The sequence below is a fragment of the Candidatus Avedoeria danica genome (assembly GCA_016703025.1).
Taxonomy (GTDB): domain Bacteria; phylum Chloroflexota; class Anaerolineae; order Epilineales; family Epilineaceae; genus Avedoeria; species Avedoeria danica.
Genome location: JADJCV010000002.1, coordinates 54725 through 81071, shown reverse-complemented (window position 1 = coordinate 81071; position 26347 = coordinate 54725). Strand labels below are relative to the sequence as shown.

General features: G+C 71.8%; 18 protein-coding genes. 9 read left to right on the top strand and 9 right to left on the bottom strand.

What is annotated here, in order from left to right; translation table 11 throughout:
• Positions 1–139: 139 nt before the first annotated feature.
• The 3 genes from IPG72_01515 (at position 140) to IPG72_01505 (ending at position 3985) form a co-directional block, all read left to right on the top strand.
• Entirely contained in the window at positions 140–1579 is a 1440-nt protein-coding gene (locus IPG72_01515; protein MBK6767716.1) for a class II fructose-bisphosphate aldolase, read from the top strand.
• Positions 1580–1589: 10 nt separating this feature from the next.
• On the top strand, positions 1590–2762 hold the full coding sequence (locus IPG72_01510; protein ID MBK6767715.1) for a right-handed parallel beta-helix repeat-containing protein: 1173 nt from the start codon (positions 1590–1592) through the stop codon (positions 2760–2762).
• Between the two features lie 182 nt (positions 2763–2944).
• The gene (locus IPG72_01505) at positions 2945–3985 is read left to right on the top strand and encodes a DUF697 domain-containing protein (protein MBK6767714.1); all 1041 of its coding nucleotides are present in this window, start codon (positions 2945–2947) and stop codon (positions 3983–3985) included.
• A gap of 82 nt (positions 3986–4067) precedes the next feature.
• Here IPG72_01505 and IPG72_01500 read toward each other — a convergent pair whose 3' ends face one another.
• A complete protein-coding gene (locus IPG72_01500; protein MBK6767713.1) occupies positions 4068–4295 on the bottom strand; it encodes a hypothetical protein in 228 nt (75 codons plus the stop codon).
• A gap of 166 nt (positions 4296–4461) precedes the next feature.
• Here IPG72_01500 and IPG72_01495 point away from each other — a divergent pair, with 166 nt between their 5' ends.
• Positions 4462–8586: a hypothetical protein gene (locus IPG72_01495; protein ID MBK6767712.1), complete on the top strand. Its 4125-nt coding sequence runs from the start codon at positions 4462–4464 to the stop codon at positions 8584–8586.
• Here the strand turns inward: IPG72_01495 and IPG72_01490 are convergent.
• The gene (locus tag IPG72_01490) at positions 8574–10961 is read right to left on the bottom strand and encodes a hypothetical protein (protein ID MBK6767711.1); all 2388 of its coding nucleotides are present in this window, start codon (positions 10959–10961) and stop codon (positions 8574–8576) included. The two genes, IPG72_01495 and IPG72_01490, sit on opposite strands and share 13 nt — an antisense overlap.
• Before the next feature lie 162 nt (positions 10962–11123).
• Entirely contained in the window at positions 11124–12437 is a 1314-nt protein-coding gene (locus IPG72_01485; GenBank protein MBK6767710.1) for a hypothetical protein, read from the bottom strand.
• Between the two features lie 208 nt (positions 12438–12645).
• Between IPG72_01485 and IPG72_01480 the strand changes: the two genes are divergently transcribed.
• On the top strand, positions 12646–13683 hold the full coding sequence (locus IPG72_01480; protein ID MBK6767709.1) for a hypothetical protein: 1038 nt from the start codon (positions 12646–12648) through the stop codon (positions 13681–13683).
• A gap of 30 nt (positions 13684–13713) precedes the next feature.
• On the opposite strand, the gene IPG72_01475 is transcribed toward IPG72_01480, so the two are convergent.
• Positions 13714–15426 carry a UDP-N-acetylmuramoyl-L-alanyl-D-glutamate--2,6-diaminopimelate ligase gene (locus IPG72_01475; GenBank protein MBK6767708.1) on the bottom strand — a complete coding sequence of 571 codons (1713 nt, stop codon included), beginning with the start codon at positions 15424–15426 and terminating at the stop codon, positions 13714–13716.
• Positions 15427–15614: 188 nt separating this feature from the next.
• Here IPG72_01475 and IPG72_01470 point away from each other — a divergent pair, with 188 nt between their 5' ends.
• Genes IPG72_01470 through IPG72_01455 form a run of 4 tightly spaced genes read left to right on the top strand, consistent with a single transcriptional unit; the run spans position 15615 to position 18613 of the window.
• The gene (locus IPG72_01470) at positions 15615–16268 is read left to right on the top strand and encodes a glycerol-3-phosphate acyltransferase (GenBank protein MBK6767707.1); all 654 of its coding nucleotides are present in this window, start codon (positions 15615–15617) and stop codon (positions 16266–16268) included.
• Positions 16265–16426 (top strand): hypothetical protein, encoded by a 162-nt coding sequence (locus IPG72_01465; GenBank protein MBK6767706.1) that lies wholly within the window; start codon positions 16265–16267, stop codon positions 16424–16426. Before IPG72_01470 ends, IPG72_01465 begins: the two co-directional genes overlap by 4 nt.
• Positions 16423–17517, top strand: a complete 1095-nt coding sequence (locus tag IPG72_01460) for a ketopantoate reductase family protein (protein ID MBK6767705.1) — start codon at positions 16423–16425, stop codon at positions 17515–17517. Before IPG72_01465 ends, IPG72_01460 begins: the two co-directional genes overlap by 4 nt.
• Before the next feature lie 7 nt (positions 17518–17524).
• The gene (locus IPG72_01455) at positions 17525–18613 is read left to right on the top strand and encodes a hypothetical protein (protein MBK6767704.1); all 1089 of its coding nucleotides are present in this window, start codon (positions 17525–17527) and stop codon (positions 18611–18613) included.
• Positions 18614–19043: 430 nt separating this feature from the next.
• Here IPG72_01455 and IPG72_01450 read toward each other — a convergent pair whose 3' ends face one another.
• From IPG72_01450 to IPG72_01430, 5 genes are all read right to left on the bottom strand, one after another.
• Positions 19044–20237, bottom strand: coding sequence for a hypothetical protein (locus IPG72_01450; GenBank protein ID MBK6767703.1), 1194 nt, complete (start codon positions 20235–20237; stop codon positions 19044–19046).
• A 118-nt stretch (positions 20238–20355) separates the two neighbouring features.
• Entirely contained in the window at positions 20356–20973 is a 618-nt protein-coding gene (locus tag IPG72_01445; GenBank protein MBK6767702.1) for a sigma-70 family RNA polymerase sigma factor, read from the bottom strand.
• A 134-nt stretch (positions 20974–21107) separates the two neighbouring features.
• Positions 21108–21998 (bottom strand): class I SAM-dependent methyltransferase, encoded by an 891-nt coding sequence (locus tag IPG72_01440; protein MBK6767701.1) that lies wholly within the window; start codon positions 21996–21998, stop codon positions 21108–21110.
• 8 nt (positions 21999–22006) lie between these two features.
• Positions 22007–25978, bottom strand: a complete 3972-nt coding sequence (locus tag IPG72_01435) for an N-acetylmuramoyl-L-alanine amidase (protein MBK6767700.1) — start codon at positions 25976–25978, stop codon at positions 22007–22009.
• Positions 25975–26346 (bottom strand): hypothetical protein, encoded by a 372-nt coding sequence (locus IPG72_01430; GenBank protein ID MBK6767699.1) that lies wholly within the window; start codon positions 26344–26346, stop codon positions 25975–25977. The genes IPG72_01435 and IPG72_01430 overlap by 4 nt, the downstream gene beginning before the upstream one ends.
• Between the last annotated feature and the right edge of the window lies 1 nt (position 26347).

Below are 26347 nucleotides of genomic sequence, written 5' to 3'. Positions count from 1 at the left end.
TTGGGGGGCGGCGGCCCAAGGCCCTCTCCCCCCGACCCCCTCCCCCAATTCTGGGGGAGGGGGAGGATCACGGGTGGGGGGGGTGGTGATACAATCGGCCGGCCATCGAACCGATCTGATCCCCTACCGAGGCCCACCCATGCAAGCCCTCCCCACCCTCCTGGCCGCCCTCGAAGGCGCCGTCACCGTCTCGCCCAAGGCGCCGCCGTCGGAAGCCGTGACCGTCGTCGACGAGGCGAAGCTGCGGGCCAAGGTCGACACGCTGGCCCACGCCTCGGCGTTCGGTGACGGGGCCGAGCAGGCGACGGCGCGCTGGCTGCTGTGGGAGCTTGGCCAGGTGCTCGGGATCCGGCCGGCGTCCATTCACGACCTCTACATGGCCCGCGGTCGCGGCCTGACGCCGAACAACTTCACGGTGCCGGCGATCAACGTCCGGGCGATGGCGTTCGACTGCGGCCGGGCGATCTTTCGCGCCGCCAACGCCGGCGAAGTCGGGGCGGTCATCTTCGAGATCGCCCGCTCCGAGATCGGCTACACCGGCCAGCGGCCGGCGGAGTACATCAGCAGCCTGCTGGCCGCCGCCATCAAGGAGGGCTTCCGCGGCCCGCTCTTCGTGCAGGGCGACCACTTCCAGGTGAGCGCCTCCCGCTACGCCGCCGACCCCGAGGCCGAGCTCGGCGCCGTGCGCGAGCTGACGCGCGAGGCGATTCGGGCCGGCTTCTACAACATCGACATCGACACGAGCACGCTCGTCGACCTCTCGCTTCCGACGCACCGCGAGCAGCAACGGCTGAACGCGTTGCTGTGCGCCGAGCTGACGCGGCTGATCCGCCATGCGTCGCCGGCCACCGTCACGGTGTCCGTCGGCGGCGAGATCGGCGAGGTCGGCGGCCACAACTCGACGCCCGACGAGCTGAACGCGTTCATGGCCGAGTACGAGGCGACGCTGGCCGACGCCGGGGCCGGGATCAGCAAGATCAGCATCCAGACCGGCACGTCGCACGGCGGCGTCGTGCTGCCGGACGGGACGCTGGCCCAGGTGGCGGTGGACTTCGAGGTGCTGGCGACGCTGTCGCGGCTCGCCCGCGAGCGCTACCACCTGGCGGGTGCCGTCCAACACGGCGCGAGCACCCTGCCGGACGAGGCCTTCAGCAAGTTCGCCGAGGCCGGCGCGTGCGAGGTCCACCTGGCGACGAACTTCCAGAACATGGCGTTCGACCGGCTCCCGAACGACCTGCGCGAAGAGATCTACGCCTGGCTGCGCGAGACGAAGTCCGGCGAGCGCAAGCCGGACCAGACGGACGAGCAGTTCCTCTACAACACCCGCAAGCACGCCCTCGGCGCCTTCAAGGAGCGCCTCTGGACGATGCCCGAGCCCGACCGCGCCGTGATCCGCGACGCCTGGGAAGCGCAGTTCAAGCTGCTCTTCGAACGCCTGAACGTCGGCCGCACCCGCAAGCTGGCGGCGATGTGCGATCCGGGACCGATGCACCGGGCGCTGGCCGATGTCGCAATCGACTGGACGCCGGAGGGCGGGGCGGCGGCGGTGGCGGAGGACACGAGCGATCTGGCGGACTAGGGTCCGAGCGATGAGCCGATCGCGCGGGTCCGAAGGGTCGCCCGGCATGGGGCGATGGCGGCCGACGCGCCGCGCGTTCGCCGGAGCGGTCGTCGTCGCCGCCCTCGCGTTGCCGGCGGGCGTCGGCGCAGCGCTGGGGCAGGGCGCGGCCTGCGAGGTCTCCGGCGTCGTCCGGGCGGACACGACGTGGGGCCCCACCGAGTGCCGCAGCTATGCGGTCGTCGGCAACCTGTTGGTCATGGCGGACGCCACCTTGACGATCGCCCCTGGAACGACCCTGCGGTTCGCGCCGGACACCGCCCTGCAGGTTCAGGGCACGCTCGTCGCGCGGGGCACGGAGGAGGCCCGCATCCGCTTCGAGTCGGCCCGCGCGGAGCCGCGGCCCGGCGACTGGACGGGGCTTCAACTGATCGGCGCCGGTGCCCGCTTCGATCGGATGGGCACGTACGTCAGCGGTACGGTCCTCGAGCACTGTGACGTCCGACATGCGGGCGGGGACACCGATGGGGCCGTCCTAATCGGCGGGGGCTCACCCTTCCTCTCCCATTGCACGATCGAACACAGCGCCGGCAACGGGGTGTTCAAGCGTGCCACCGCCGGCGTCGCCGAACCCGGCCCAACGCGCATTCGCGACAGCCGGATCCACCACAACGGCGCCAACGGCGTTGCGGCCAACGCCGGCGACCTCGCGCTTCTCGACAACGTGATCTCCTCCAACGGCTCGCGGGGTCTCTACGTCCGGAGCGGTAGCGTCATGCGTCTCGACTTCGCCGGCAACATCGTGCAGTTCAACGGCGAGGGTGGGCTGTACCTGGACTTCGGGTTCGACGGCGTCATCCGGGACAACGTGATCACCGATAACCACGTGGCCGGCCCGCTGAACGCGGGGATCGCCGTGATCTCGCCGCATCTCACGTCCGTGACGATCACGAACAACGACCTGCACGACAACCGTGCGCCGGACGGGCGGCGGTTCGACCTGCGGAACGCCAGTCCGAACGGCCTGAACGCCGTGCTGAACTGGTGGGGCACGACGGATCGCACGCGGATCGCCGAGCACATCGTGGACTTCGTCGACGACCCCACGCTCGGGGCGGTGACGTTCGAGCCGTTCCTGAGCGCGTCGAACGGGCGTGCGCCGACGCGGCGGCTGTTCATTCCGCTACTGGAGCGGCTCAAGTAGTCGCTTGGCCGTCGAGTACCGGCCGGCCTATCATCGTCCCTGCCGGCCGCTCCGTGCGGATCGCACCCGGATTGCCGGCAGCGCATGCGCCGGCCTAGCACTCGGCGTGGCCGAGGATGGGACGTGGGCCGCATGGCGAGCTACATCGACGCATCGATCCTCCTTGCTCCGGTCGAACCGTCATGACCCGCCGCATCATGCTCTGGTTCGCCGTCGCCATCGGCTTGGCCGCCGCGGTGGTCGTGACGAACCAGATCCTGCAGTTGGCCGATCTGGCGGCGCGCGTCAGCCCCGCACTCGGACAGGCGGTGTTCTGGGCGCTCGTCTGTGCCCTCGGCGTCGTGACCGCCGTGCCGATCGTGCTCGTCCTGCGCCTCCCGGCACCGTTGATCCCACCTGAAACGGACGACGGTCCTGAGTTCGAGCAGCACCTGGAACGACTCCGGCGCCGGCTGGCGTCGAACCCGCACCTCCGCGGGCAGTCGCTGACCTCGCGCAGCGACGTCGAGGCGGCGCTGGCGCAGTTGGATGCCCTGGCCACCGAGCGGATCAAGACGGCCGCCAGTCGGGCGTTCTTCACGACCGCGATCTCGCAGAACGGCGCGTTGGATGCCCTGGCCGTGCTCGGGATTCAGGCGCGGCTGACGTGGGATGTCGCCAAGGTCTACTCGCAGCGGCCGCGGGCACGCGAGATGGCAACCCTGTACGCCAACGTCGTGACGACCGCGTTCCTTTCGGGAGAGATCGACGATGCCGACGTGGCCGAGGCGATGCAGCCCGCGCTGTCCGCCGTCTTCGGCTCCGCGGCCGGCCTTGTGCCCGGGCTGCAGGTAGCGGCGAACATCTTCGTGAACTCCGTGCTGTCCGGCACGGCCAACGCGTTCCTCACGCTGCGGGTCGGCATCATCGCCCGCGAGCAGAGCCGCGCGCTCACGCAGCCGGCGCGCCGCACGCTGCGGCGGACGGCGCTCGTGCAGGCCAGCGCGCTGCTCGGGGGGATCGCGGTGGCCGGGGCGTCGAGGCTGTCCAGCGTGCTCTTCGCCGGGGCGTGGTCCGGAGCGGGCCGGGCGGTGAAGGGGGCGGTGACGGGCACGGGGCAGGCGGTGACGGGCGCGGTGAGCGAGACGAGCCGGCGGATCGCGTCGGCGGGGGCGGCGATGCGGGGGCGGATGCAGGTGCGCGGGGAGCCGGAGGCGGGCGGCGGCAGCGTCGGCCCGGTCTGAGGGGCGGGCGTCGCGGCAGACCATGTGTGGTTGTGGGGGCAAACCAACGGTGGTTTGGCGCCAAACCATGGATGGTTCAGCGTCAGACCATAGGTGGTTTGGGCGCGGACCACTGATGGTTGGCCGACGTGTTGTTCGCGCACATCGGCTCCCTGATCACTGGTACCCCGCCACTGAACACGCTCCCGGAGATGAACGCCTCGGCCTGACGCTCGTAACCCTTGTCATCGCGAAGGCCTCTGAACCGGCCACGGTGCTTGTAGAAGCGTTCGATCCGATCGCGGTCGTCGCTGAAGCGGTACGCGGCCACGCGGCAATCCCATCAGGCGGCAATCCCATCAGGACGAGAGACGCGGTGGCCACCTGCGCGCCCTACTGCGGCACCACGAGCATCGCGCCGCCGCATGCCGTTTGACCCCCACCAAACCCCCACCGTATGCTTGCCCGCCTTGCCCCGCCCGCTGCAGGAGCCCATCGTGCGCCCCCTGCGTCCCGCCCGCGCCGTACCAGCTGCCCTCGTCTCCCTCGCCCTCCTGGCGCACGGCGACCGCCCCGACCTCGCCGCCCGCCCGGCCGACGAGCCCTGGAGCACGAACCGCCAGCTCACGCTGAACCCCAACGGCGCGCCGCACGCCATGCCGGCCGTCGCGGCCGGGGGCACGAACGGCTACGCCGCGTGGTTCGACTGCAGCACGTTCATCCGCCAGGCGCCCGGCTGCCTGCCGTTCATCGGCTTCGGCGCGTGGACCGGCGCCGGGCCGTTGGCGCTGCAGGCGAGCGCGAGCGACAACTTCGTCGCCCGCAAGGCCTACCCGTCGATCGGCGTGGACGGGCGGGGGGCGACGTACGTCATCTGGCTGGACGGGCGGGACTTCAGCGGGCAGTTCCAGAATGCAGACAAGGCCGACGTCTACTTCAGCAGCGCGCCCGCCGGCGGCACGTTCTCGGAAAACGTTCGATTGAACGCGCCGGAAGGGTCGGCCCAGTGGCAGGATCGGCCGGACCTGCAGGTGGACGGGGCCGGCAACGCCGCGGCCGTCTGGGTGGGCGGCGGCGCCGGGGTGAGCGATGTCTTCTTCAGCTACCGGCCCACAGGCGGCAGCTGGTCGGCCGCGGTGCCGGTCGACGAGAACGCGCCGTCCGGACCGCGCCTCCAGCCACGCCTGGCGATGGACGAGGCCGGCAACGACCACGTCGTTTGGGTCGAGAACGGTTCGCTCCGCTACGCCCACCGGCCCTTCGGCGGGCGCTGGACGGCCAGCGCGCGGCTGGACGACGGGAACTGGCTCATCAGCGATCCGGACATCGCCGTCGACCCGGCCGGCGGCGCGCATGCCGTTTGGACGGGCGCCCGGTCCGCGCCGGCGAACGCGGCGCTGTTCTATACGGAGCGCCCGGCCGGCGGAGCGTGGCAGCCGCCCGTGTGGCTGGACTTCGACGCGGCCGGCTACGGGCCGCGGCGCAGCGGGTCGTCCATCGACACGAACGACGCGGGCGATGTCTACCTGGCCTGGCTGCAGCACGACCCGGTGGGGGGGCTCTTCCTCCCGGCGGGCGTCGTGCGCTTCGGCTTCCGGCCGGCCGGCAAGGCGTGGGGCGCGTCCGAGAGGGTCACGGATCGCTGCTGCCCCGCGCTGGATTACGTCTCACTGGCGGTCGACGACGAAGGCGGCGCGCACGTGGCGTGGACGGACGAGCGGAACATGCACGCGGATCCCGAGGGCTACCGGCAGGACATCTTCAGCGCATCCCGCGACCGCCCCGAGACGGCGCCGGTCGAAAAGCTCACGATCCGCGGGCGGGTGTACGGCGCGCCGGACGCGAGCGAGACCTACCCCGTCATCGGCGCACCGGTGTCTTTGATGCGCGGCCAGCGCGTCCTCCGCCGCACGCTCAGCCTGCCGCCGGACGGCGCGTACGTCCTGGACGACGTCCCCAAGCAGGACGGGCTCGTCATCAGCACGACGCTCAGCTACGCCGCCGTCCAGCCGACGACGTTCCGCATCACGTACGGCCGCACGAGCCCGCCGCTGCCCGTGCACCTGCGGACGTTCCCGATGCAGCTCGCCGAGGCCGAGGGCGACGTCACGCGGAACCTCGCGTTCACCGCGCCATCGAACTTCGACATCGACGCGCGCATCCAGCCCGACGACCTCGGGTCGCTGGCCGTGGCGTACTTCCACACCCGCCAGGCGGCGCTGCTGGCCGAGGCGCTCGGCCAGACGCTCGACCTCAACCTGCCGGTGGACGTCGTGATGTATTCGCGCGACGCCGGCGTCTTCTGGCACGGCCCGATCACGCTCTCCGCGGACTCGGCCGGCCGCGACGCGTACATCAACGTCGAGTCACGAAGCGCCGCCAGCTACTACATGGACAGCGATCGGCCGACGAACCGCGAGTGGCACGAGTTCGGGCACCACGTCATGGCCGACGCCCTCGGCAACCGGCTGCCCTGGGCGCCGAACACGGCGAACCATTCCGGCTACAAGAACCCGTCCAGCACGGACTCGTGGGTGGAGGGCTTCGCCGAGTTCTACGCCATGCTCGTGAACCAGGAGATCGCCCGCAGCCCGCGCCCGCAGCTGTACGTGGTCAGCGGCGTGCCCCTCAACATGGAGGACAACTACCTGGCCTGGACGAACGAGGAGTTCGCCGTCGCCAGCCTGCTGTGGGACGTCCACGACGCGGCGGACGACCTCGACGCGACCCGCTTCCCGAGCGGGGCGTACCGGGACGGCGTCGCGGTCGACCTCCGCTCGCTGTGGGAGCTGCTGACGCGCGACTGGGGCCAGGGGATCGGCCGCCCATCGCACGCTCCGGCCGGCTACGGCCACATCCTGGACGTGAAGCACTTGTTCGACGTCCTCACGGCGGCCGATGTCGGGTCGCAGATTCCGCCGGGCGAAAGCCTCACGCAGCTCGAAGCGCTCTTCGTCGCCCACGGCCTGTTCGACGACGCGAACGGCAACAAGGCCTACGACGCGGGCGAGGCGATCGGGCGCACGGCCGGCGCCGCGCAGCGCGGGCGGCGGAAGGCGCCCGCGCAGGCCGGATCCTTCATCGCGGCCGACGCCGTCGACGCGGCCACCGGCGCGCCCGTGCCCATCCAGGACTTCACGATCAGCCGCTGCTACGCGCCGCCCCTGGCCGAGCGCAACCACGCCTGGCGGCAGCGACTGGACGTCGCCACCGGCCGGCTCCACTTCTACGGCCCGGACCCGCAGGTCGACGCCACGGCCTACATCGTCGCCCACGCGCCCGGATACCGGCCGTCCGCGCCGCTCCAGGTGAGCAACGCCGACTACTGGGCGCGGATGGCGGCCGAACCGGCGGATGACTTCCTGCAGCACACGTTCCGCCTGGAGCGCGGGTCGGTCGCCTACCTGCCCGCCGCCCGCAACGGATCGTCGCCCGGCCCCGTCCCTGACGTCGCCGCGGCAGACGACGCGTCGGTTGCCGCAGTCGGCCTGCGCGCCGCGAGCAACGCGCAGGCCGATCCGCCCGCGGTGCGCTGCGGCGGCGGCGCGCCTCCGCCGCCGCCCACGCCCGGCCCGTCCCCCACCCGGCGACCGACCGCGACCCGCACCGCCACCGTGCCCATCCCCCCAACGGACACGGCTGCGGCCACCGCAACATCCACCGCAACAGCCCCCGTCGCACCGACGCCAACGGCGACCTCGACGATGCCGGCCACCCCGCCGACATCCACGCCATCGGTCGCCGGGACGGCCCAACGCGTGGCCGGGGCCCTCACGACGGATCCCGCCAACCGCGCCCGCACGGCGTTCGTCGCCGGCGACACCGTCTGGCTGTGGGGACTGGTCGTGAACGACGAGGCGCTGGCGGTGGAGCGCGATGTCGCGTTCCGCGTGACCTCCGAGAGCGGCTTCGTCGCGGACGGCCTGTCGTGGCAAGGCACGCTGTCCTTGCCGCCCGGCGCAAACTGGTTCCGCTTCGAACGGACGGTCGGCAACGATGTCCCTCCGGCGCTGTACGAACTCGCGGTGAAGGTGACCGCCGGCGGGGAGTCGACATCGCGCGCCAGCTCGCTGTACATCGCCAGCTCCCTCGGCCGCGCGGACGACTTCTCCGACGCCGGCAGCGGCTGGCCGGTCGGCGCATCCGACAGCTCGGCGTACGGCTATGCCGGCGGCGAGTATCGCATCGCCATCGAGAGCGCCGACAAGACCCGGTGGACGTCCGGCGGCACCCGCGGCGACGACCTCATCGTCGAAGGCGACGTGCGGGTCGACGGCGGCGTCGGCGCAGCCGCGCTCGTCCTTGGCTTGAACGACGCGGGGACGGACTTCACGATCTTCGGCATCCACAGCACTGGCCGCTACGGCCTCTTCCGAAGCACGGACAGCACCTGGCGTACCCTCGTGCCCTGGACGGATTCACCCGCCGTACCGCCCGTCGGCACGTCCGGCCACCTCATGCTCGCCCGCCGCGGCGACCGCCTGCGCCTGTTCGTCGGCGGCGCCGAAGTCGGCGCGCCCCCGGCCGAGCGGATCCCGGCCGGCCGGTTGGGTTGGTACGCCGAGGCTTCGGTGCCGGTGCTCGAGGCGCGCTTCGACAACTTCCGGGTCTACGCCCCGTGATCCGTGTTGCGCACGCTGGGCAGGAAGATGCGATGGCCGGGCGCGGCCTGGGTCGGCGGGATCGCTGGGGTCGGGCTGGGCGGTGCGGGCGTCGGATCGGGCGGTGACTGGGTCGGTGTGACGCCGGGCTCGGGCGTGTCGCCCGAGAGCCAGGGCCGGGCCTGCTTGATCTCCAGGACGTCGTCGCCGGTGATCTTGTACTCGATCTCCATGGCGAATGTCGCGTCGGCGCTCGCACCGTACAGCTTCTTGAACTCCGCGTGGATGACGCCGAGGTAGCGGCGCATCTCCTCGAGGTGCGTCTCCGACAGGAGCTGTGCGCCGTCGGCCACCTGGTTCGAGGGGCGGACGATGGTGTAGCCGCTGCCCTCCGCGGCGCCCAGGAGGATCTCCTCCGGGACCGAGAGCGCGTCCGGGTTCGTCACGAGGTTCTCGCCCACCTGCGTGTTCAGGTAGTACGTGCCCCGGGTCTGGTAGATCGGATCCGTGCTCACGCCGACCCCGTTGGCCGCCTCGCCCTCGTAGTTCGCGTGCACCAGCACGCCCATCGCGGTCATGAAGTGGTCGACGCGGTAGAACTGGCGCTCGTCGAAGGCGCGGAAGGTCCAGGTGCTGGCGTAGACCTGCTTGATGGATTTTGCGATGTGGCCCTCGTCCGGGTTGTGCGTGAAGGAGTCGTACAGGCCGGCGCCGCTGAAGCCCGGCAGGTCCTCGTTGTTCGTGCTGGAACGACAGCGAATCGGCTGGCCGACCGGGAAGGACGCCTGCATCCCGGCCAGCGCCGTCAGCATGGATGGCGGCATGTCCGCGTCCTCGATGTCGTCCCGGAGCTTCTTCAATCGCGCCTCCTGCACGTCGTAGTCACCGAGGAAGGCGGGGTCCTCGAGGAGGGCGTGGACGCGCTCGTAGAAGCCGTTGTGCTGCATGAAGGCGTCGTAGAAGGAGAACGGGACGGCGAAGCCGTCCGGAACCGTCCCCTCGGGAAAGCCGAAGTCCCGCATCGCGGCCACGTTGGCGGCCTTGACGCCGAAGCGGGTCCAGTGCTCGAAGCCGATCGCGTCGAGCGGCGCGATGTCGGTGGCGCTCAGGTCGCGAACGGGGACCTGCGGCTCCGCTGGGCGCAGCCCGGCATAGTGCGCCTCGACCTCGGCCAGCGTCGACTCGCGCAGCTCGTAGCCGTCGGCCCTGACGCGGTAGTAGACGTGCTTCCCGATCAGGGGCGCGATCGCTGGATTCGTCACCGCGCCGGCGATGTAGGCGTTGGGCACGTGGTCCTGGATCGCGCGCAGGTTGACGTGCGAGAGGGGCGTCTGCGGCACGGTCGTGATGATGCCGCCCACCCGGGGCATCTCGTTGGGGAGCGCCTCATAGATGACGATGTCCCGCGCGTTGGGTCGCGCGTTCGGGTCCATGACGGTGAGCAGCCCGTAGCCTTCGGCGACGTTCAGCGGGATGTAGGTGGTGTCGGCGTAGATGTCCTCGTCCAGGATGATCTTGACCCGCGAGGCATCATACAGCGCCTTCTCCTGCCGGTAGCGGGGCAGGGCGGCGTTCGGCATCGGGTAGTAGGCCAGGTTGTTCTGCAGCAAGGGCATGTTCTTGGCCAGCAGCTCGTAGCCCTTCTGCACGTCGGCGAAGGCGTAGCTGTCGTTCGGCTCGAACTCGAAGCGGTAGACGCCCAGGCTTCCGCTCGGGCTCACCACCTTGGGGTGGTAGACGATCTCGCCGCGCATCTGTCCGGGCGTGGGGCGCCCGCGTCCGCCGCTGGGGATCCCGATCGTGCTGGCGAAGCGACCGTGCGCCCGGTGCGTGACGGTGTTCATGAAGTAGACCTTGGGGTTGGCCGTGTTCGTGTCCAGGAGATAGAACTTCACGAACTCCAGGTCCTTGAGGTGACCGTCGATGAGCACCTCCTCGCCCTCATACGACAGGGCCTCGAAGGTCGTCCGATCCGGGATGGCGACGGCGCCGTCGACGAAGGCGATCGCGGCGGCCGGGTTGAACGGGCCGAGGCGGCCGACGTTCGCGAACTCCTCGAGGTCGTCGATGCCGTCGCCGTCGATGTCGCCGGGATCCGCGAGGGGGTACTGCACGACGCGATAGTGCGCCTGGGGATAGGCCGACAGCGGCTCGGTCAGCGTCGTCATGCCCTCCTGGCCGAGCGCCATCGAGACGGCATGCTCCGGGCCTGAAGGCAGGTCCTCGCGGAAGTAGAGCACGTAGTAGTGGTCCGGCGAAGACGTCACCTGAACGCGCACCCGTCCCGAAGCATCGACGAAGAACGCGCGCGGCGGCAGTTCTTGCGCCGCGACGCCGGTGGCCTGGAAGGTGATGCCGAGCAGGAGCAGGGCGAGGATGAGGGCACGGGTCTTCATGGCGGGTCTCCGTCATGCGGCAGAGGGCGTGTTCACGGGAACATCGCTCGTTCACAGGAACATCGATTTGCGGGGGCGATAGGATAGCGGTCGGTGGGGGGTGGGGGTCAGCGACGGCACCAATAGCCATGGCGACTCCTTGACGGACACCCTACCGACACCCTACCCCTCGCACCGCAACCCCGTGGCCTCGAGGATGCGATCCCAGCCGATGAGGGCCACGTTCGTGTCCGCATTCACGGCCGCGAAGAGCCCGGCGGGATGCCCGGGCATGGGCTGCTGGGTCGAGGCGATGCCGTCGGTGAGGCGGACGCCGGCCAGCTGAAGGCGGCCGAGGTGGGACCAACTCCGGCGGTCGAAGAACTCGAAGTCGCTCGCGTCGGCCTTCTGGTCGGACACGATCAGCCAACCGCGGCCGTCGTCGCTCCCGTCGGCGGCGCGACAGGTGAAGCGGGTGATGCCCTCGGCGTCGGACTGGAAGATCCCGTCGCCGCCGAATCGCACCTCGCCGCCGCGGCTGAACGGGCTGCCGTCCGGGCGGTAGGCGTAGATGCCGCCGCGCCGGTCCTCGTCCGGGATGTAGAGAACTTGGTCGCCGTCGTCGGCCAGCATCGTCTCGAGACTCCGCGCCGGCGCGAAGCCGCCGACCGCCGCGCCGGTGTCCGGATCGTACGCGTGGACGCGGTCATCGGCCGACACGTACAGGCGCTTGGTGCCGTCGGGCAGCGCGAGGAGCGCCAGGTTCGGCTCGGATCGCAGGTCGACCTCGCCCCGGACGAGCTGCCGCTGGAAGGTCAGCCCGGGCAGCTCGAAGACCGAGACCGTCGAGGCCGGCCGCGACACGGCGATGTAGACCTGATCCAGGTCCTGGTCCACGACGATCCCGTTGACCTGGGTGCCGGTGCCGAAGCTGGGGTGCTGCAGCGCCGGCAGCTCCCGGCCCTGAAAGGGCTGCTGCCAGACCTCCACGCGCTGGTTGCCCTTGGCGGTAACCAGGAGCAGGCTGTCCGCGGCATCCGGCGCCTCCCAGAAGGCGAGGCTGTCGATCGTGCTCCCGCTGCCTTCGAGCACGAGGTCCGGCTCGAGCTGAACGAGGCCGAACGGCTCGAAGTCGGAGGGCAACTCGGAGGTGGCGGGCGGCGTGCCGGGCGTCGCGTCGGGGGTCGTGACGGGCGTCGTGCCTGGTGTCTCCCTGGTGGCAGGGGGATCGGTGGCCGGGGCGGCGGATGGGGGGGCAAACGGCGTCGGCAGGTCGGGGAAGGCCGAGCGCAGGAGGATCGGCAGTTGGATGCGGCACTCGGTCGCCTGAGCGACGACAGCGGGGCGGGCGGGTTGGGCGGCTCCGGCGGCATCGTTGTCTTCGGCGTTCGCCGCGGGGTCGTGCGGATGGCGCGCAGCGGCAGCCAGGATGCCGATGACCAAGGCGAGCAGGGCGAACCGAGGGCCGGTGGAGAGTGGCCCGAGCGTTGGCTTCATCCCGGCCGTCCGCAATGCGGGGTTTCCCGGGGCGGCGTCATACGGACAACCTACTCCAGGACGCGGCGCTGGGTCAACCCGAGCACGTTGGCCGACGCCAGGGGCCGAGGCCCCTGGCTTGTTCATGACGAAGCCCGCACACGTGCGGGCTCGACGCAGGTTGGCGTACGCAGAATCCGCCCGCCCTGCATGTGCTACCATCGCCCCCATGCCCCCCCGCCGCCCGCACCGCCCCGCCCCCCCCTCGCGGCTCACGACGGCCGGCCGGATCGGGATCGTCGTTGTGCTGGCCGGCGTCGTACTGGCGCGCACCCGGCTCCTCACGCGCGACGGCTTCGGTGGCCGCGACGACGACATGTCCATCCGCGTCGCGCCAACGAGCGCACTCGGCCTGCCGCCTGCCGGACCGACACGCGCCCAGCCGACGGCCGCCGTGACCACGCCCGCCGTGTTGACGACGCGTGTTGCGCCGTCGCCCGGCGCGCAAGTACCATCGGAAGATGCCGGCGACCGCCTGGTCTCGGAAGTCACCGTGCACGACCACGTCGTCCGGGAGTGGCTGCGGCCGCAGCCCGGTCTCGACCTCGAACAGCCGATCGTGACGATCCGTGCGGACGGTGTGCCGGAGACCGTCCTCGACTGGACGCGCCTCGACGACCGCACCGGCACCGACGTCACGGGCGACGCCCGGTCCGAGATCGTCGTCGAGCGCGACACCGGCGGCATGGGGTGCTGCTGGTCGCTTCAGATCTTCCAGGTCGACCCGGCACCGCCTGCCTTGCGGGCCATCCTCGAGCTGCCGCTGTCGCGCTGCCGCGGCCGGTTGGAGGACCTGGACGGCGACGGCGCGGACGAGGTGCTGACGTGCGACCCCACGATCACCGACGCGCTGTGCTCGGCCGCCGGCAACGGCGACCCGCCGGTCGTGCTGCGCTTCGTGGAAGGCAAGGGCTACGTGCCTTCGACGCCCGCGTTCGCCGATGACCTGCCCATGGCGGCGGTCGACGTACCCATCGCCGCCGCGCGGGCGGGCAGCACGGCGGGCGAGCGTGGTACAGGCGGACCGGTCAGCACGGGCAGCGCCGGCCTGTGCGCCGTGCTGCCCGCGTCCCTCGACGCGCTGTACCGCGGGCGTTCAGCCGATGCCTGGGCGCTCCTCGACGGCATCGCCGCGCCCGCGACGACGCGCGACACGATCGAACGCCTGGCAGCGGCCAGCCCGCTCTTCGTCGCCGAGAAGCCGTGACGGAAACGCCCTGACGGGCGCTGCCGCCGCTTATCGCGACGTCGGCAGCTCCCCGTACGACGACCGCCCGCCGATCGCCGCCCGCACCGCCTCGCGGTCGTCCCACGGGTATTCGACATCGCCGAAGCACAGGCTCTGCTCGTGCCCCTTCCCGCACACCAGGACGATGTCGCCCGCGCCGGCCCGCGCGCACGCTTCGGCGATCGCGGCGTAGCGGTCCGGGCAGCGGACGAATACGTGGACGTCGTGGCCCGATGGCGACGTCGGCGGGCCTTCGGTGCTCCCGACCGGCCGCCCCTCGACCGATCGCGCGTCGATCGACCCTCCGGCGGCTGTCGCGGCCCCCGCCACCTCGACCACCCCCGCCTCGCGCAGCCCGGCCGCGATCGCGTCGAGGATGTCGTCCAGATCCTCGGTCCGCGGGTCCTCGGCGGTGATGACGGTCACGTCGGCCAACCGGCCGGCGTGGTGGCCCATCGCCGGGCGCTTGCCGGGATCGCGCAAGCCGGCGCAGCCGAAGACGCACATCACCTTCCCGCCGTCGCCCACCATGCCGCGCGCCGCGCGCAGCGCCTCGTCGAGGGCGTTCGGCGTGTGGGCAAAGTCGACGATCGCCGTGAATGGCTGGCCGGCGTCGATCCGCTCCATGCGCCCGGGCACGCCGGCGACGGCCGCGACTGCCGTGCGCCAGTCGTCCGGGCCGGCGCCGAAGGCGTGGCTGGCGGCCATCGCGGCCAGAATGTTGGCGACGTTGTACGGCCCCGCCTGCGGCGAGCGGATTCGGACGGTCCCCTCGGGGGTATCGGCGGTGAAAGCGATGCCGGTGATGTCCGATTCGATGTCGCGGGCGCGGAAGTCCGCGGCGGGATTGCCGGCCCGGCTGTACGACAGGCGGCGGGCGACGGGGATGGTCGCGTAGTGGGCGTACGACGGGTCGTCGGCGTTCAGGACGGCCGTCGGCGGCAGGTCGTCGGCGGCCGCGCTGCCGTCGGCGGCCGCGACGAGCTTCTCGAAGAGGAGACCCTTGGCATCGCGGTAGGCATCCATCGTCCCGTGGAACTCGAGGGCCTCGGGCGTGAGGTTCGTCAGCACGCCGACGTCGAAGCGGATCGCGCCGACGCGGTGCTGCACGAGGCCGTGCGATGTCGTCTCGACCACTGCGATCTCGACCTCGGCGTCCCGCATCCGCGCCAGGATCGCCTGCAGGTCCTCGGGCTCGGGCGTCGTCACGTGCAGGCCGGTGTCGAGCTCGTCGTCGCCGATGCGGGCCGCCACCGTCGTGAGGAGGCCCACGCGGTAGCCGGCCGCGGTGAGGATCGCGTGGAGCAGCGTGCTCGTCGTCGTCTTGCCGTCCGTGCCCGTCACCCCCACGATCCGCATCGCCCGCCCGGGATGCCCGTGCTGCGCGGCGGCGATCTGGGCGCGCGCCAACCGGACGTCGGCCACCCGGACGAGCGTCGCGCCGGAGGGGATGGCGAGCGTCGCCAACAGCTCCGCGATCGGCCGCTCGACGAGCGCCGCCACGGCGCCGCGGGCGAAGGCGTCCGGCAGGAAGCCGTGCACGTCCTGGTAGACGCCGCGGTACGCCGCGAACAGCGTCCCCGCGCGGCAGTCGCGGCTGTCGTACGTTACGCGGCCGATCGGGACGTCGAGGTCGCCGGCGATGTCGAGGACATCGACGTCGTCGAGGAGGTCGCGCAGCGGGCGGGCTGGGGCGTCGTGAGGGGGGTGCTGGGTGGACATGGGGGGAGGGTAACGCGGGGAGTGGGGGTGGGCAAGTCGGCGGACCGGCGTGGCATGGGTCAACGGCTGAAGCCGTTGACCCGATCGCAATCGCCCCCCATCGCCCCTCATCACTGGCCCCCCCCCACCCCTCCATGCTACGCTGTCCAACCCGCGTCCCCACCCGTCCAATCGGAGCCGCACGCGCCGTGGTGCCACCCGTATACCTGCTGCTTCTCGCCGCCGCCATCGGCTACCTCCTGGGGTCGATTCCCTTCGGGATCGTCATCGGTCGGCTCCTCGGCGTCGATCCGCGCACCGTCGGCAGCGGCCGTACGGGCACGACGAACGTCTACCGCGCGGTCGGTCTGCCGGGTGCGCTCGGCACGTTGATCGGGGACGTCCTCAAGGCGGCACTCGCGGTCTGGATCGCCGGCCGGATCGTGCCCCAGCCAGAATGGCAGGCATGGGCGATGTCGGCCGCCGCGGTCGCCGCGATCCTCGGCCACAACCATTCGATCTACATCGGCTTCCGCGGCGGTGCGGGCGGGACGCCCAACGCCGGGGCGCTGCTCGCGATCTGGCCGGCGGCGTTCGTGCCGGGCATCGTCCTGGCCGCGCTGGCCTGGTTCGGCGTGCGCATCGCCTCGGTCGCGACGCTCACGATCTCGTTCTGGGCGCTCGGCAGCATGGTCTATCGTGTCGCGGTGACCGGCAGCTCGCCCGGCTACCTGCTCTACGGCTTCGGCCAGCTCGCGCTGATCATCTGGGCGCTGCGCCCGAACATCGCCCGGCTGGTGCGCGGTGAGGAGCGCCGCATCGAGCTCTCACGGGACGCCCTTGCCGGGCGACCGCCGCGATGAACGCCACCACCCTCACCCGCTGGCTGGGCGCGACGCTCGGCTTGGTGGCCGTCGTTTGGGTCGACGGCCGCTTCGGCCACCTCGCTGCGGTCGCCTTACTCATGCTGCTCATGTTGGCGGTCGCCGTCTGGGGCGGCCACGGCCGGGCGCACCCTTGAGGGTGCTCGTCGTCGGAGCGGGCGCACTGGGCTCGTGGGTCGGCGCGCAGCTCGAGCGCGGCGGGGCCGACGTGACGCTCGTCGCGCGCGGACCGCACGGCGCGGCGATGGCGGCGGACGGACTCGAGATCGTCTCGGCGGGCGAAGTCGTTCGGACGCGGCCCAAGGTCGTCGGCGCGGTGCGCGAGGCGTTCGGCCCGCCGGCGTCGCCGTACGATGTCACGCTCGTGACGGTCAAGAGCTATGCCTCCGCCATCGTGGGGGCCGAGCTCGCCGCGGCGGCCGGGTCGGCCGGGTCGGCGGGTCGGGTCGTCAGCCTGCAGAACGGCGTCGGCAACGAGGCCGTCCTGGCAGCGGCCATCGCACACGCTTCACCGGCGCCGCTCGCGGTGCGCGCGGCCGAACCGTGCGCCGCGGTCGGCGCCGGCGTCGTGACGATCGGCTTGACGGTGGATCGACCCGGCCGCGTCGTCCTGTCCGGCGGCGGGGGCATCGGGCTCGAGGACGACGCCGCGGGCTGGGGGCAACAGCTGGCGGAGCGGCTGACGAGCGCCGGGGTCGCTGTGCGCCTCGGCCAGGATCCGATGGCGCTGAAGTGGTCGAAGCTGCTGCTGAACATGCTCGGCGCCGCCACGTGCGCCATCCTCGACCAGCCGCCGGCCGACGTGCTCGCCCGGCGCGACGTGTTCGGCATCGAGGTCGCCGCGTGGCGCGAGGCACTGGCCGTCATGCGAGCGATCGGCGCGCCCCCGACCGACCTGCCCGGCTACCCCGTCCGATCGCTCGCCTTCGGGGTGCGCCGGCTGCCGGCGGCATGGCTGCACGCCCTGTTCGGCCGGCGCTTGGCCGAACGGCGGGGCCGGCGGCATTCGGGCGTGTCCGCCGACATCGGCGCCGGGCGGACGTCGTCCGAGATCGAGGTGCTGCACGGCGCCGTGGTGGCCGTCGCCGAAGCCCGCGGTCTGCCGAGCCCGGCGTGCCGCACGCTGGCCGCACTCGTGCTCGGTCTGGCGGATGGGACGGTCGAGCGGGCGCGGTTCGCCGGCCGACCGGAGGCGTTGCTCGCGGCCGTACACGCGGCGGGAGGCTGAGTCGCCCATGACCGCCATCCCCGTTCCCGACGCCGTTCCCGACGCCGTTCCCGGCGCCGACGCGCACGGCCGCCCCGGATCGTACACCTTCGGTGCGGCCGGCATCGTGTGGCTGTCCGGCGCCGACCGCCTCCCCTTCCTCCAACGCCTTTCGACGAACCGCGTCGACGACCTCGCGCCGGGCGAAGGGCGATCAACGGTGCTTCTCACCGACACTGGACGTGTCGTCGACTGGGTGGCGTGCCACCATGCCGAGGACGGAACGGCGCTCATCACCACGCACGCGGCCTCGGCGCCGGTCGTCGCCGCCCACCTGGCGCGCTACGTCCTGCGGGAAGCGGTGCGCGTCACGGATGCCACCGACCAGGTCATCCACGGCCGTCTGTTCGGACCCGGCGCCGGCGCGGTGGCGGCGGCGCTCGTCGGCGTCGCGCCTGACGCCGCTCCCGGCACGTTCGCGCGCCGCGGCGAGGGCAACGGGATGGTCTGGGCACTGGCCCACACCGCTCCGTGGCCGGCCGGCGGCTGGGACATCCTCGTGCCGCTGGCGGCCACGAGCGAGGCCGTGGTCGCGGACTGCACTGCGCGCGGGCTGGCACCGGCCACCGAGGCGGACTACACGCGGCAGCGGATCCGCTGCCGCGCGCCGATGTACGGCGCGGAGATCGACGGCGCAGCGAACCCGCTCGAGCTCGGGTTGATCGACATCGTCGACTTCGCCAAGGGATGCTACGTCGGCCAAGAAGTCGTCGCCCGCCTCGACACCTACCAGAAGGTCCAGCGCCGGCTGGTCAGTGTCACGAGCGATCACGTGCTCGGCCGGGGCGATGTCCTGCGCCTGGCCGACGCCACCCCGTCCGAGACGCGACGGCGGGACGGCAGGGGCCGCGTAACGTCCGCGGCGGCGGATGGGCGCGGCCTGTTCCGTGCCATGGCCCTCGTTCCTTCCGCCTGGGCAGACGGCTCCGGCACGACGATCGTCGACCCTTCGGGCCACCCGGTGCGGGTCGCTGCGCGCGCCGACAACGCCCCCACAGACGAGCGCGCGGCCGCCCAGGACGACAAACGCGCCGAGGGCGATGCCGTCGGCGCGTGATCGAATCCTTGACGTGGTCGGACGGACCCCTTATAATCCCGACACAGGAATAGAGAGTCGCGCTTTACCCATCCCCCCTGTCCCCCGGGCGAGCGCGACTCTCTTTTCCTTTCCCCCCGTCGGGCGCGTGCGAATCGCACCGTCCCCGCCGAGCTGAGGTTGTCGTACCGAAGTGGGCGGCTTTGGCCAGCCCATTGTGCAGTTAACAACGGCCGGGGCGTACGTCTAGATACGGGTGGTCGGGCCGAACTTGCGCTTCCCCGATCGCAATTCGCCCGATTCGATCCGAAAAGACAAGGTCGATCAACTTCGATCAACAAAGACAACGCGCCCGACCGATTGGTCGGGCGCGTTGTTCGTTCTCTTGCTCGTTCTGATGTTCGTTCCGATGCTCGCCGGCCGTGCCGGCGCAGTCGATCGGATCGTCGGACTACGGCTGGCCGGAGGGGCTCTCGGGCTCCGGATCCGCGTTCGGCTGCATGTGCGGCGGCACCGGCGGCGGTGCGTCCTCGGGCGGCTCCTGGCTGCCGCCACTGCTGCCGGGATCGGCCGAAGTGCCGACGCCCGCCTGCGATTCCCCGTTCTCATCGCTCGGCTGAGCGCCGTCGTCGTCGCCGTCCGTCGCGCCGCGAACGATCGGAGCCGAAACCGGCGGCACCGGCTCGTCGGGCGATCCGGTCACCGGGACGACCGGCGAAGACGCGGCCTCGCTCGGCTCGTCCGCCTGGACCGGCACGGGCTCGGCTGTGAACTCATCGGCCGGCAACTGGACCTCGATCGGCTTGCGGTTCAGGATCGCGTCGCGCATGCCGTCGGTGCCGCGGTGCAAAGCATCGACGTCGATCGGATCACCGACGACGGCACGCAGGCGCGCGGCCAAGTCCGCATCCGTGCGGGCGATCGAGCGGATCAGGTTGCTGAGCATCCCGCGCTGCGTGTCCGTGAGCGCGTTCATCGACGTCTCGTCGGCCAGCAGCGCCTCGATGGCCTCGTCCGGTACGGTGCGGCCGGCGGCGACGAGCGCCTCGACTTCCACCAGCCGGCGCTGCGCATACTCGGTCTGGAGCGCCGAGCGCGCGGCCGGATCGAACTGGAACATCATCCGCGCGCTCTGGCCGATGATCTTGACTTGATAGAGCGCCTCGCCGGGCAGGCTGCTTGCGGCCGCGCGGCTGACCTGGGCGAGGCCGGTCACGCCGATCATCCCGGTCATGGCCAGCGCGACGGCGCTCGAAACGGCACGGCGGGCGAGCGTCGGCTGGGCCGTCAGGCCGCCGAAGATGCCGCGCCACGTGCCAGCGGCGTGCCCGGCCTGCGGCGCGGCGGCGCGCTGCCGGCTGGCGCCGTGCTGGGCGACTCGGGCCATGAACGCCGCCTTGCCGCTCGCGATCAGCTCGGGCGACGGCATGGGCACGGCGTCGGTGTGCATGGCGTGCGCGGCGCACACCACGCCCTTGAGCGGAGCGGCCGTGCGTGAGAGAAGCTCGGTGACCGGCACGCCCACCTTCACCTCGACAACCAGACCTTCCACGCGCTCGACCAGACGACGCCGCTCGGCGACGACGGCCACGAAGGCGTCCTTGGAGACATGCCGGCGCTCGGGCGGCGGGGCAAGGCGCTGCATCCACTCGGACGCAGCCAGGGCAGGACGAAGCTCGTCGGCACACTCGGGGAAGTCCGAAAGGACAACCTCGAGATCGGCGCCGGTATTCAGTTGAGCGAGGCAAGCGTCTAGCGCCTGCTCAAACTGGAATTTCACCTTGCTCCCCCAGTGCCCGCCCCAATGAGGCAAGCGCGCGATGCTGAAGCGACTTCACAGCCCCCTCAGTCTTTCCCAAAATCTGAGCGACCTCAAGGTTGCTCAGCCCGTCCACGAACTTGAGGATCACCACCTGCTGCTGGTCGTCGGTGAGTTCCGCCAGTGCCCGCCGGAGCGCGTCGTGCGCAAACTCCGTCTCGAGCGCCTGGGCAGGCATCTCCATCGACGCCACCAGCTTCTCTTCCAGCGAGACCGCTCCCTGCATCGGCTGACGCCGGAAGTGGTCCACCACAAGGTTGCTGGCGATCCGATACAACCAAGCCGAGAAGGGCACCCCACGGAAGGTGTAGGTGTCGATCGCCTCCATGGCCTTGACGAAGACCTCCATCGTGAGGTCCTCGGCCAAGGTCTGCTCCCCGACCCGATAGTAGATATATCGGTATACACCGTTGTAGTACCGCTCGTAGATCTCGCCAAAGGCCTCGGGATCGTAGTCCTGTGCCTTACGGACCAGATCGTGCTCATCCTGCACGGCGCGGTTCCTTACAAGTGTTAACGGGTGGAGATTCGGCCCGGATACGGCCCCGCATAAACGTTGCATTAACGCCCGGCGGGCGGAACCGCAGCGGGCGAGGCAGTGTGATGCCGTAGAAGGGTGGTGGTGGGGTGGGGCATCCGGCGCTCGGCCGACGCAGCTGTGGGACGAACCTATCGTACCCGACGGGCCGGGCCGCGTCAACGGGTCGGGCTGACGAAATGCCCCCGATCCGGCCAGGCGACGGCGAAGATGTCGTTGCCGACCCACCACCGCAGCGGCGTCCGCATCGCGCCGGCCGCCACGCGGCGGATTGCCGGGCGCCGCAGCGCCGGGTAGCCTCTGTTCCGTTGCGGGTCAGGAAAGCGATCACCCGGCAGTCCTTCCTCCAGAAGCTGTCTCCCGGCCTGTACCGTCGACCATTCCTCGACCCAAACGCGGCTGGCGAATCCGGCCGCCGTCAGCGCCCGCTTGAGCGACAGCGGCGACTGCTCGTTCACGTGCACGGCCCGTTCGTACGCCGAACGCGGGCTGGCGGGCAGGGCGGGCGCGACGGCGCGCAGCAGCGGATAGGCCACCCGCAGCGCCCAGCGGTTGGGCAGCGTATGGATGACGACGAAGCCGCCCGGCCGGAGGATACGTCGCACCTCGTCGAGCGTCGCACGCACCTGCCACGGCCGGAGGTGCTCGACGACGTCGAGCCAGAGCACCCGATCGGCGCAGGCGTCGGCCAGCGGCAGTTCGGTCGCGTCGGCGGCGGCGAGGGCGACTTCGCCGCGTGGGGCGACGACAGCGGACGTGGCGCGGCTGAGGCGGAGCGCATCGAGGCTGTAGTCCAGCCCGATGACGGCGGCGCCCAGCCGGGCGGCATGCGCCGCCGCCTCGCCGCGGCCGCAGCCCAGATCGACGACGGTCTGGCCAGGTTCGATCGCGGCGAGCTCGAGCGCTCGGGCCAGGCGCGGCCGCAGCCCACGCCCGCCGTCGGCCAGGAACCGTGCGTGATCGCCACCGGCCATCGCCTGCAGCAATCGGGCCGAGTAGAAGTGGGGCGATACCGGCGGGCGCGGTACTGGCGGGGGCGGTGCTGGCACGCCGGCGTTCAGGGGCGTTCGACGGCCAGGAAGGGCACGGCGATCGTCGGCGACGGGCGATGGCAGATGTCGAAGCCGATGTCGTCGACCCACACCGCCGAAGCGGCCGGCGCCTCGGACTGGCGGCGGTTGAGGAGCGAGATGTACACCTCGACGGCCGTCCCGAGGGATGCCGCGTCGACGGCATGGTGCAGCTCCGTCCAGCGCCCGGCGGGCAGCCCGCCGATCGGGAGCGCCAGCACCTGTCGCACGCCGTCGTGCGGGCGGCGGATCTCGATCGACAAGGTGTCGCCGCTCGCGAGCGGATCCGGGCGGACCCAGAGCCGGAGGTCGGCCGAAGTGATGCCGAGCGGCAGCGTGGCGGTTTGCGCGAGCGACGCGTAGCCGAATCGGTCCGCCCCACCCGGTTCCGGTCCGAGCCGGGCCGCCGCAACGCCGCCGTGCGCCGTGCCGCGCTGGACCGAGACCGGCAGGTCGCCGCCGGGCCGCCAGCGACCGAAGACGCCGTCGCCCGAGGCTGTCGCAGAAACGGCCGTCGTCGCAGTTGTGGCCGCCGAGGCCGTTATGACCGTCGTCGCCGACACGGCCGACGTTGCCGACAGCGCGGCCGTCGCCCCCACCGCTGCCGGCGCCACCTCTGCCACGCTTGCCGTCAGCGGTTCGAAGCCGCCGTCCGCGAACCATGCGGCGCACATGACGGCCGTGCCCGGCCGTGTCGGCGTCGGCCCTGAGCCGGCGGTGCGCGTCGCGGTCGGGCGAGGTGGGGCGACACTGGGCGTGGCGACACTGGGCGTAGCGACACTGGGCGTCGCGGATGGCGCTGCCGTTCGGGTGGCCGCGGCGGTGGCGGACGCCGCGGCCGTCGGATCGACGGTCTGACCGCCCGGACCGGGGCACAGCTCGAGGCGCACCTCGTCGAACCGAACGTAGCTGCGCCGGCCGTCGCCGTTGTTCACGACGCCGAAGTAGATGCGGAGCGGCTGGCCGACGAGCGGGGCGAGCGCCGCACCGACATCGAAGCTGCGGACGGTCCAACCCGGCGTCGTGGCCGGCAGGCTGACGTCACCGAGCGCCACGACGCGGCCCTGGCCGTCCATCAGCCGCACGAGGCGGCGATCGGCGTCATCGCCCGTCGACCGGAACGCGAAGCGAAGCGTGGCGCGGTCGATGCGGGCCGGCAATTGGATGGTCTGGACGATCGAAGCGTACGTCGTGCCGTTGTCCGGGTCGTCGTTGCGAAGGCCGACGAACGCGGCCTGCACGCCGGCGAGGACGTCCCAGCGGGTGCGCGCCGAGCGGTTGAAGACCCAGGCGTCCCCCTCGGCTTCGAAGCCGCCGTTCGCGATGCCGTCGATGCAGCCGGCGGGCGGGGTCGGCACGCCGGTCGAGGCGGGCGGCGGGGTTGCGCTGGCCGTCGTGCTGCGCGTCGCGGTGGGGCGGCGGGTGGGCGTGGCTGTCGGGCGGACGGTCGGCGGCGGCGTGCGTGTAGCCGTCGCCGGCACCGTCGGCTGGCCGCCCAGCTCGCTGAGGAGCGCCGCGACGCCGATGCGGATGGCGTCCATGCGGGGATAGGCGGCATTGCCGGGGCAGGCGGTGTGGCCGGGCAGCGCGTCCCGGTGGCCCATCAGGCCGTGGGCAAAGCGCGTCCCGAGAAGCGTCACGCCGGCCTGCGGGTCGACGCGGTACCGGAAGGCCTTGGCGGCGCAGAACGACACGAGCGCCGACTCGGCGGCGGCCGGCGGCCGGACGTCGGTGAACGTGCCGAGCAGCGCAACGCCGATCGAGTTCGTGTTGAACTGCAGCGCGTGGCCGCCCTGCGTGATCCGGCCGTTCCGCTCGCCGCCGAACCGGCCCTCGTACACGTTGCCGCGGTGGTCGATCAGGAAGTTGTAGCCGATGTCCCCCCAGCCGCGCGTGACGGCATGGTAGTAGTAGATCGCCCGCATGACCGTCGCCGGGTCAACCGGATCGTTCTGCGTCACGGTGTGGTGGATGATCAGCGCCTTCGGGATCGTGTACTCGGGCGGCCAGATCTCGGCGCCCCCCTGGAAGCGCAGCTGCTCGTCGGCGCCCCATCCGGCGCGTTTGACGACGGTGTCCTCGATCGAGGCGGCGGTGAGCTCGCGGTCGGACGAGGCCGACACGTCGTTCAGCGCTTCCGAGGCGGGCACGATCGGCGCGCGCGGGCCGGCGTCCGCATTGAAGTAGTGAAGGTCGAGCTGGTCGAAGGCGCGGGCGTCGGCCGGTCCGCTGAACACGATCCGCAGCTGCGCGTAGCGCCCGCGGGCCACGACGAGCCGCGTCCAGTTGTCCGTCGAGCGCGTCCGGCCGTCCTCGTCGGGCAGCATCGGCAGCCAGTCGGACCACGTCTCCCCGTCGTCGCTCACGCGGACGAGGACGTCGCCTCGGTGTTCATCCGACGCATCGGCTGCCCCATCCGGCGGATACGCGTCGCCGGTCGACGGCGTCGCCGTGGCCGCCGTGACTGCCGCGGTGGCCGTGACGGCCTCGCCCGCGGTCGGGTTGTCCGTCCAGCGGACCGCCAGGGCCATGAACGGGAAGTCGGCTCGGACGGTCGGGCTGTCGACGATCTCGAGTTCCGCGGGGTCGTCGGCATCGGCGGCGGTATCGGCATCGGCGGTCAACGATCGGATCGCGAGCGCGTCGACGGCCGTGACCGATCCGGGCGCGACGTCGCCGAAGCGGTCGGATTCGAGGCGGGCGGAGCCGGCGCGGGTTTCAGGCGGCGCGGCGTCGGCGTCGGCGTCGTCACCATCGGCGGCATCATCGGTCGTCTCGTCGGTCGTCTCGTCGGTTCCGCCGTCGGTCGCCGCGCCGCGCGCCACGGCGGCCGCGGACGGGTCGGCGGCGACGGTGGCGCCCGTATAGTAGTAGGTGATGATCTCCTCGGCCGTGGCGCCCCACTCCGCGAGGACGGCGGCGCCCTCCTGGCTGAGCCCGGCGCCGTGCCCGTGGCGGGCGTCGAACGGGTCGGGTGAGGCGACGGAGCGCAGGAAGCTCACGCTGCGGCCGCCGCAGCACGGGCTGGCCTCGCTATCGAGCGTGCGGTTCACCGTCCGGGCGAAGTACATCGTGCTGAAGAGGGCGCCGTCCAGTCGGGCGGCCAGACCGCTCGTCGCTTCGACGGCGGCGTCCGTGATGTCGTAGTGGACGGGCCGCCAGACCTGGGTGCGCGTCGTCGTGTCGACGTTGGCGTCCAGGCCGCGCTCGCAGACCGCCGGGTCGCCGGCCGAGGTCGGCATGCAGTGCGCGGCGGCGTAGGTTCGAGAGGCGATCGCCTGCGCCTTCAGCGCCTCGAAGGCGCGGCGGAAGATCCAGCCCATCTCGGCCGGGACGACGCCCTTGAGGTACTCGTCCGTGTCGAGGGCGACGATCTGGCCCTCCGGCATGAGGACGCGGATCGTGGCCGGCACCTCGTTGACTGCGAGCGAAGCGGCCAGTCGCTGCGGGTCGGCGTCCTCGGTTCCGACATCCTCGCCATCCTCGACGCTCGTCGTCGTCACGGGCACGGTCATGGTGAGCGCCGTGCGCCCGCGGATGGCGTCGACGACCTTGCGGGCATCGTCCGCGCCGGCCACGAGCGGCGGCAGCGCGACGTCGACGCGCGCCTCGCCGTCACCGATGAGCGGATCGAGCTCGCGCTCGACGACGGTGACGCCCTGGTAGCCCGGCGAAGTCACACGGATGCGGTAGGCGCCGGGCGGGAGGCTGAGGCGATAGACGCCGTCGTTGTCCGTGCGGCCGTCGGCCTCGCCGGCGCGCACGCGCACGCCGGCGAGCGGTCGGCCGGTGACGATGTCCGTGACGCGGCCGATCAGGCGGCTGCTGCCCGGATCGCCCATCGCGGTCGGGCCTCCGGGTTGAGGGGCGACGGGCTGCGCGACGACGCCGGAGGCCATGCTGAGCGCAAGGCCGGCGGCGGCGAGCGCGCCGAACGCGCGGTGGTGTGCCGCGGTCATCCGTCGACCCCATCCGCTTCGCCGCTCTGGAACAAGCGCTCGAAGTCGCCGTCGAAGTCGCTCAGAAAGGCCGTCGCGTCGAGGACGTCGTCGCGGTCGATCGGCCGCAGCCGGTGGAAGCGGCGCAGCTCGGCGTTCGAGAGTTCGCCGACGGGCTCGGTGTGGATCTGGCCGTCCTCGCTCTTGACGACGGCGCGGATCAGCGCCATGCCGTAGCACTGCTCACAAACGGCGGCCAGGTCCCAGATGCGGTCACCGCTCTGGTGCAGGACGTGGACGTTCTCGACGTGGTAAGCGCCGCGGCACTGGTCGCACCGCGCGTGGTCGACCAGGAAGCGGACGACCCGTTCCGACGTCGATTCGTCCATG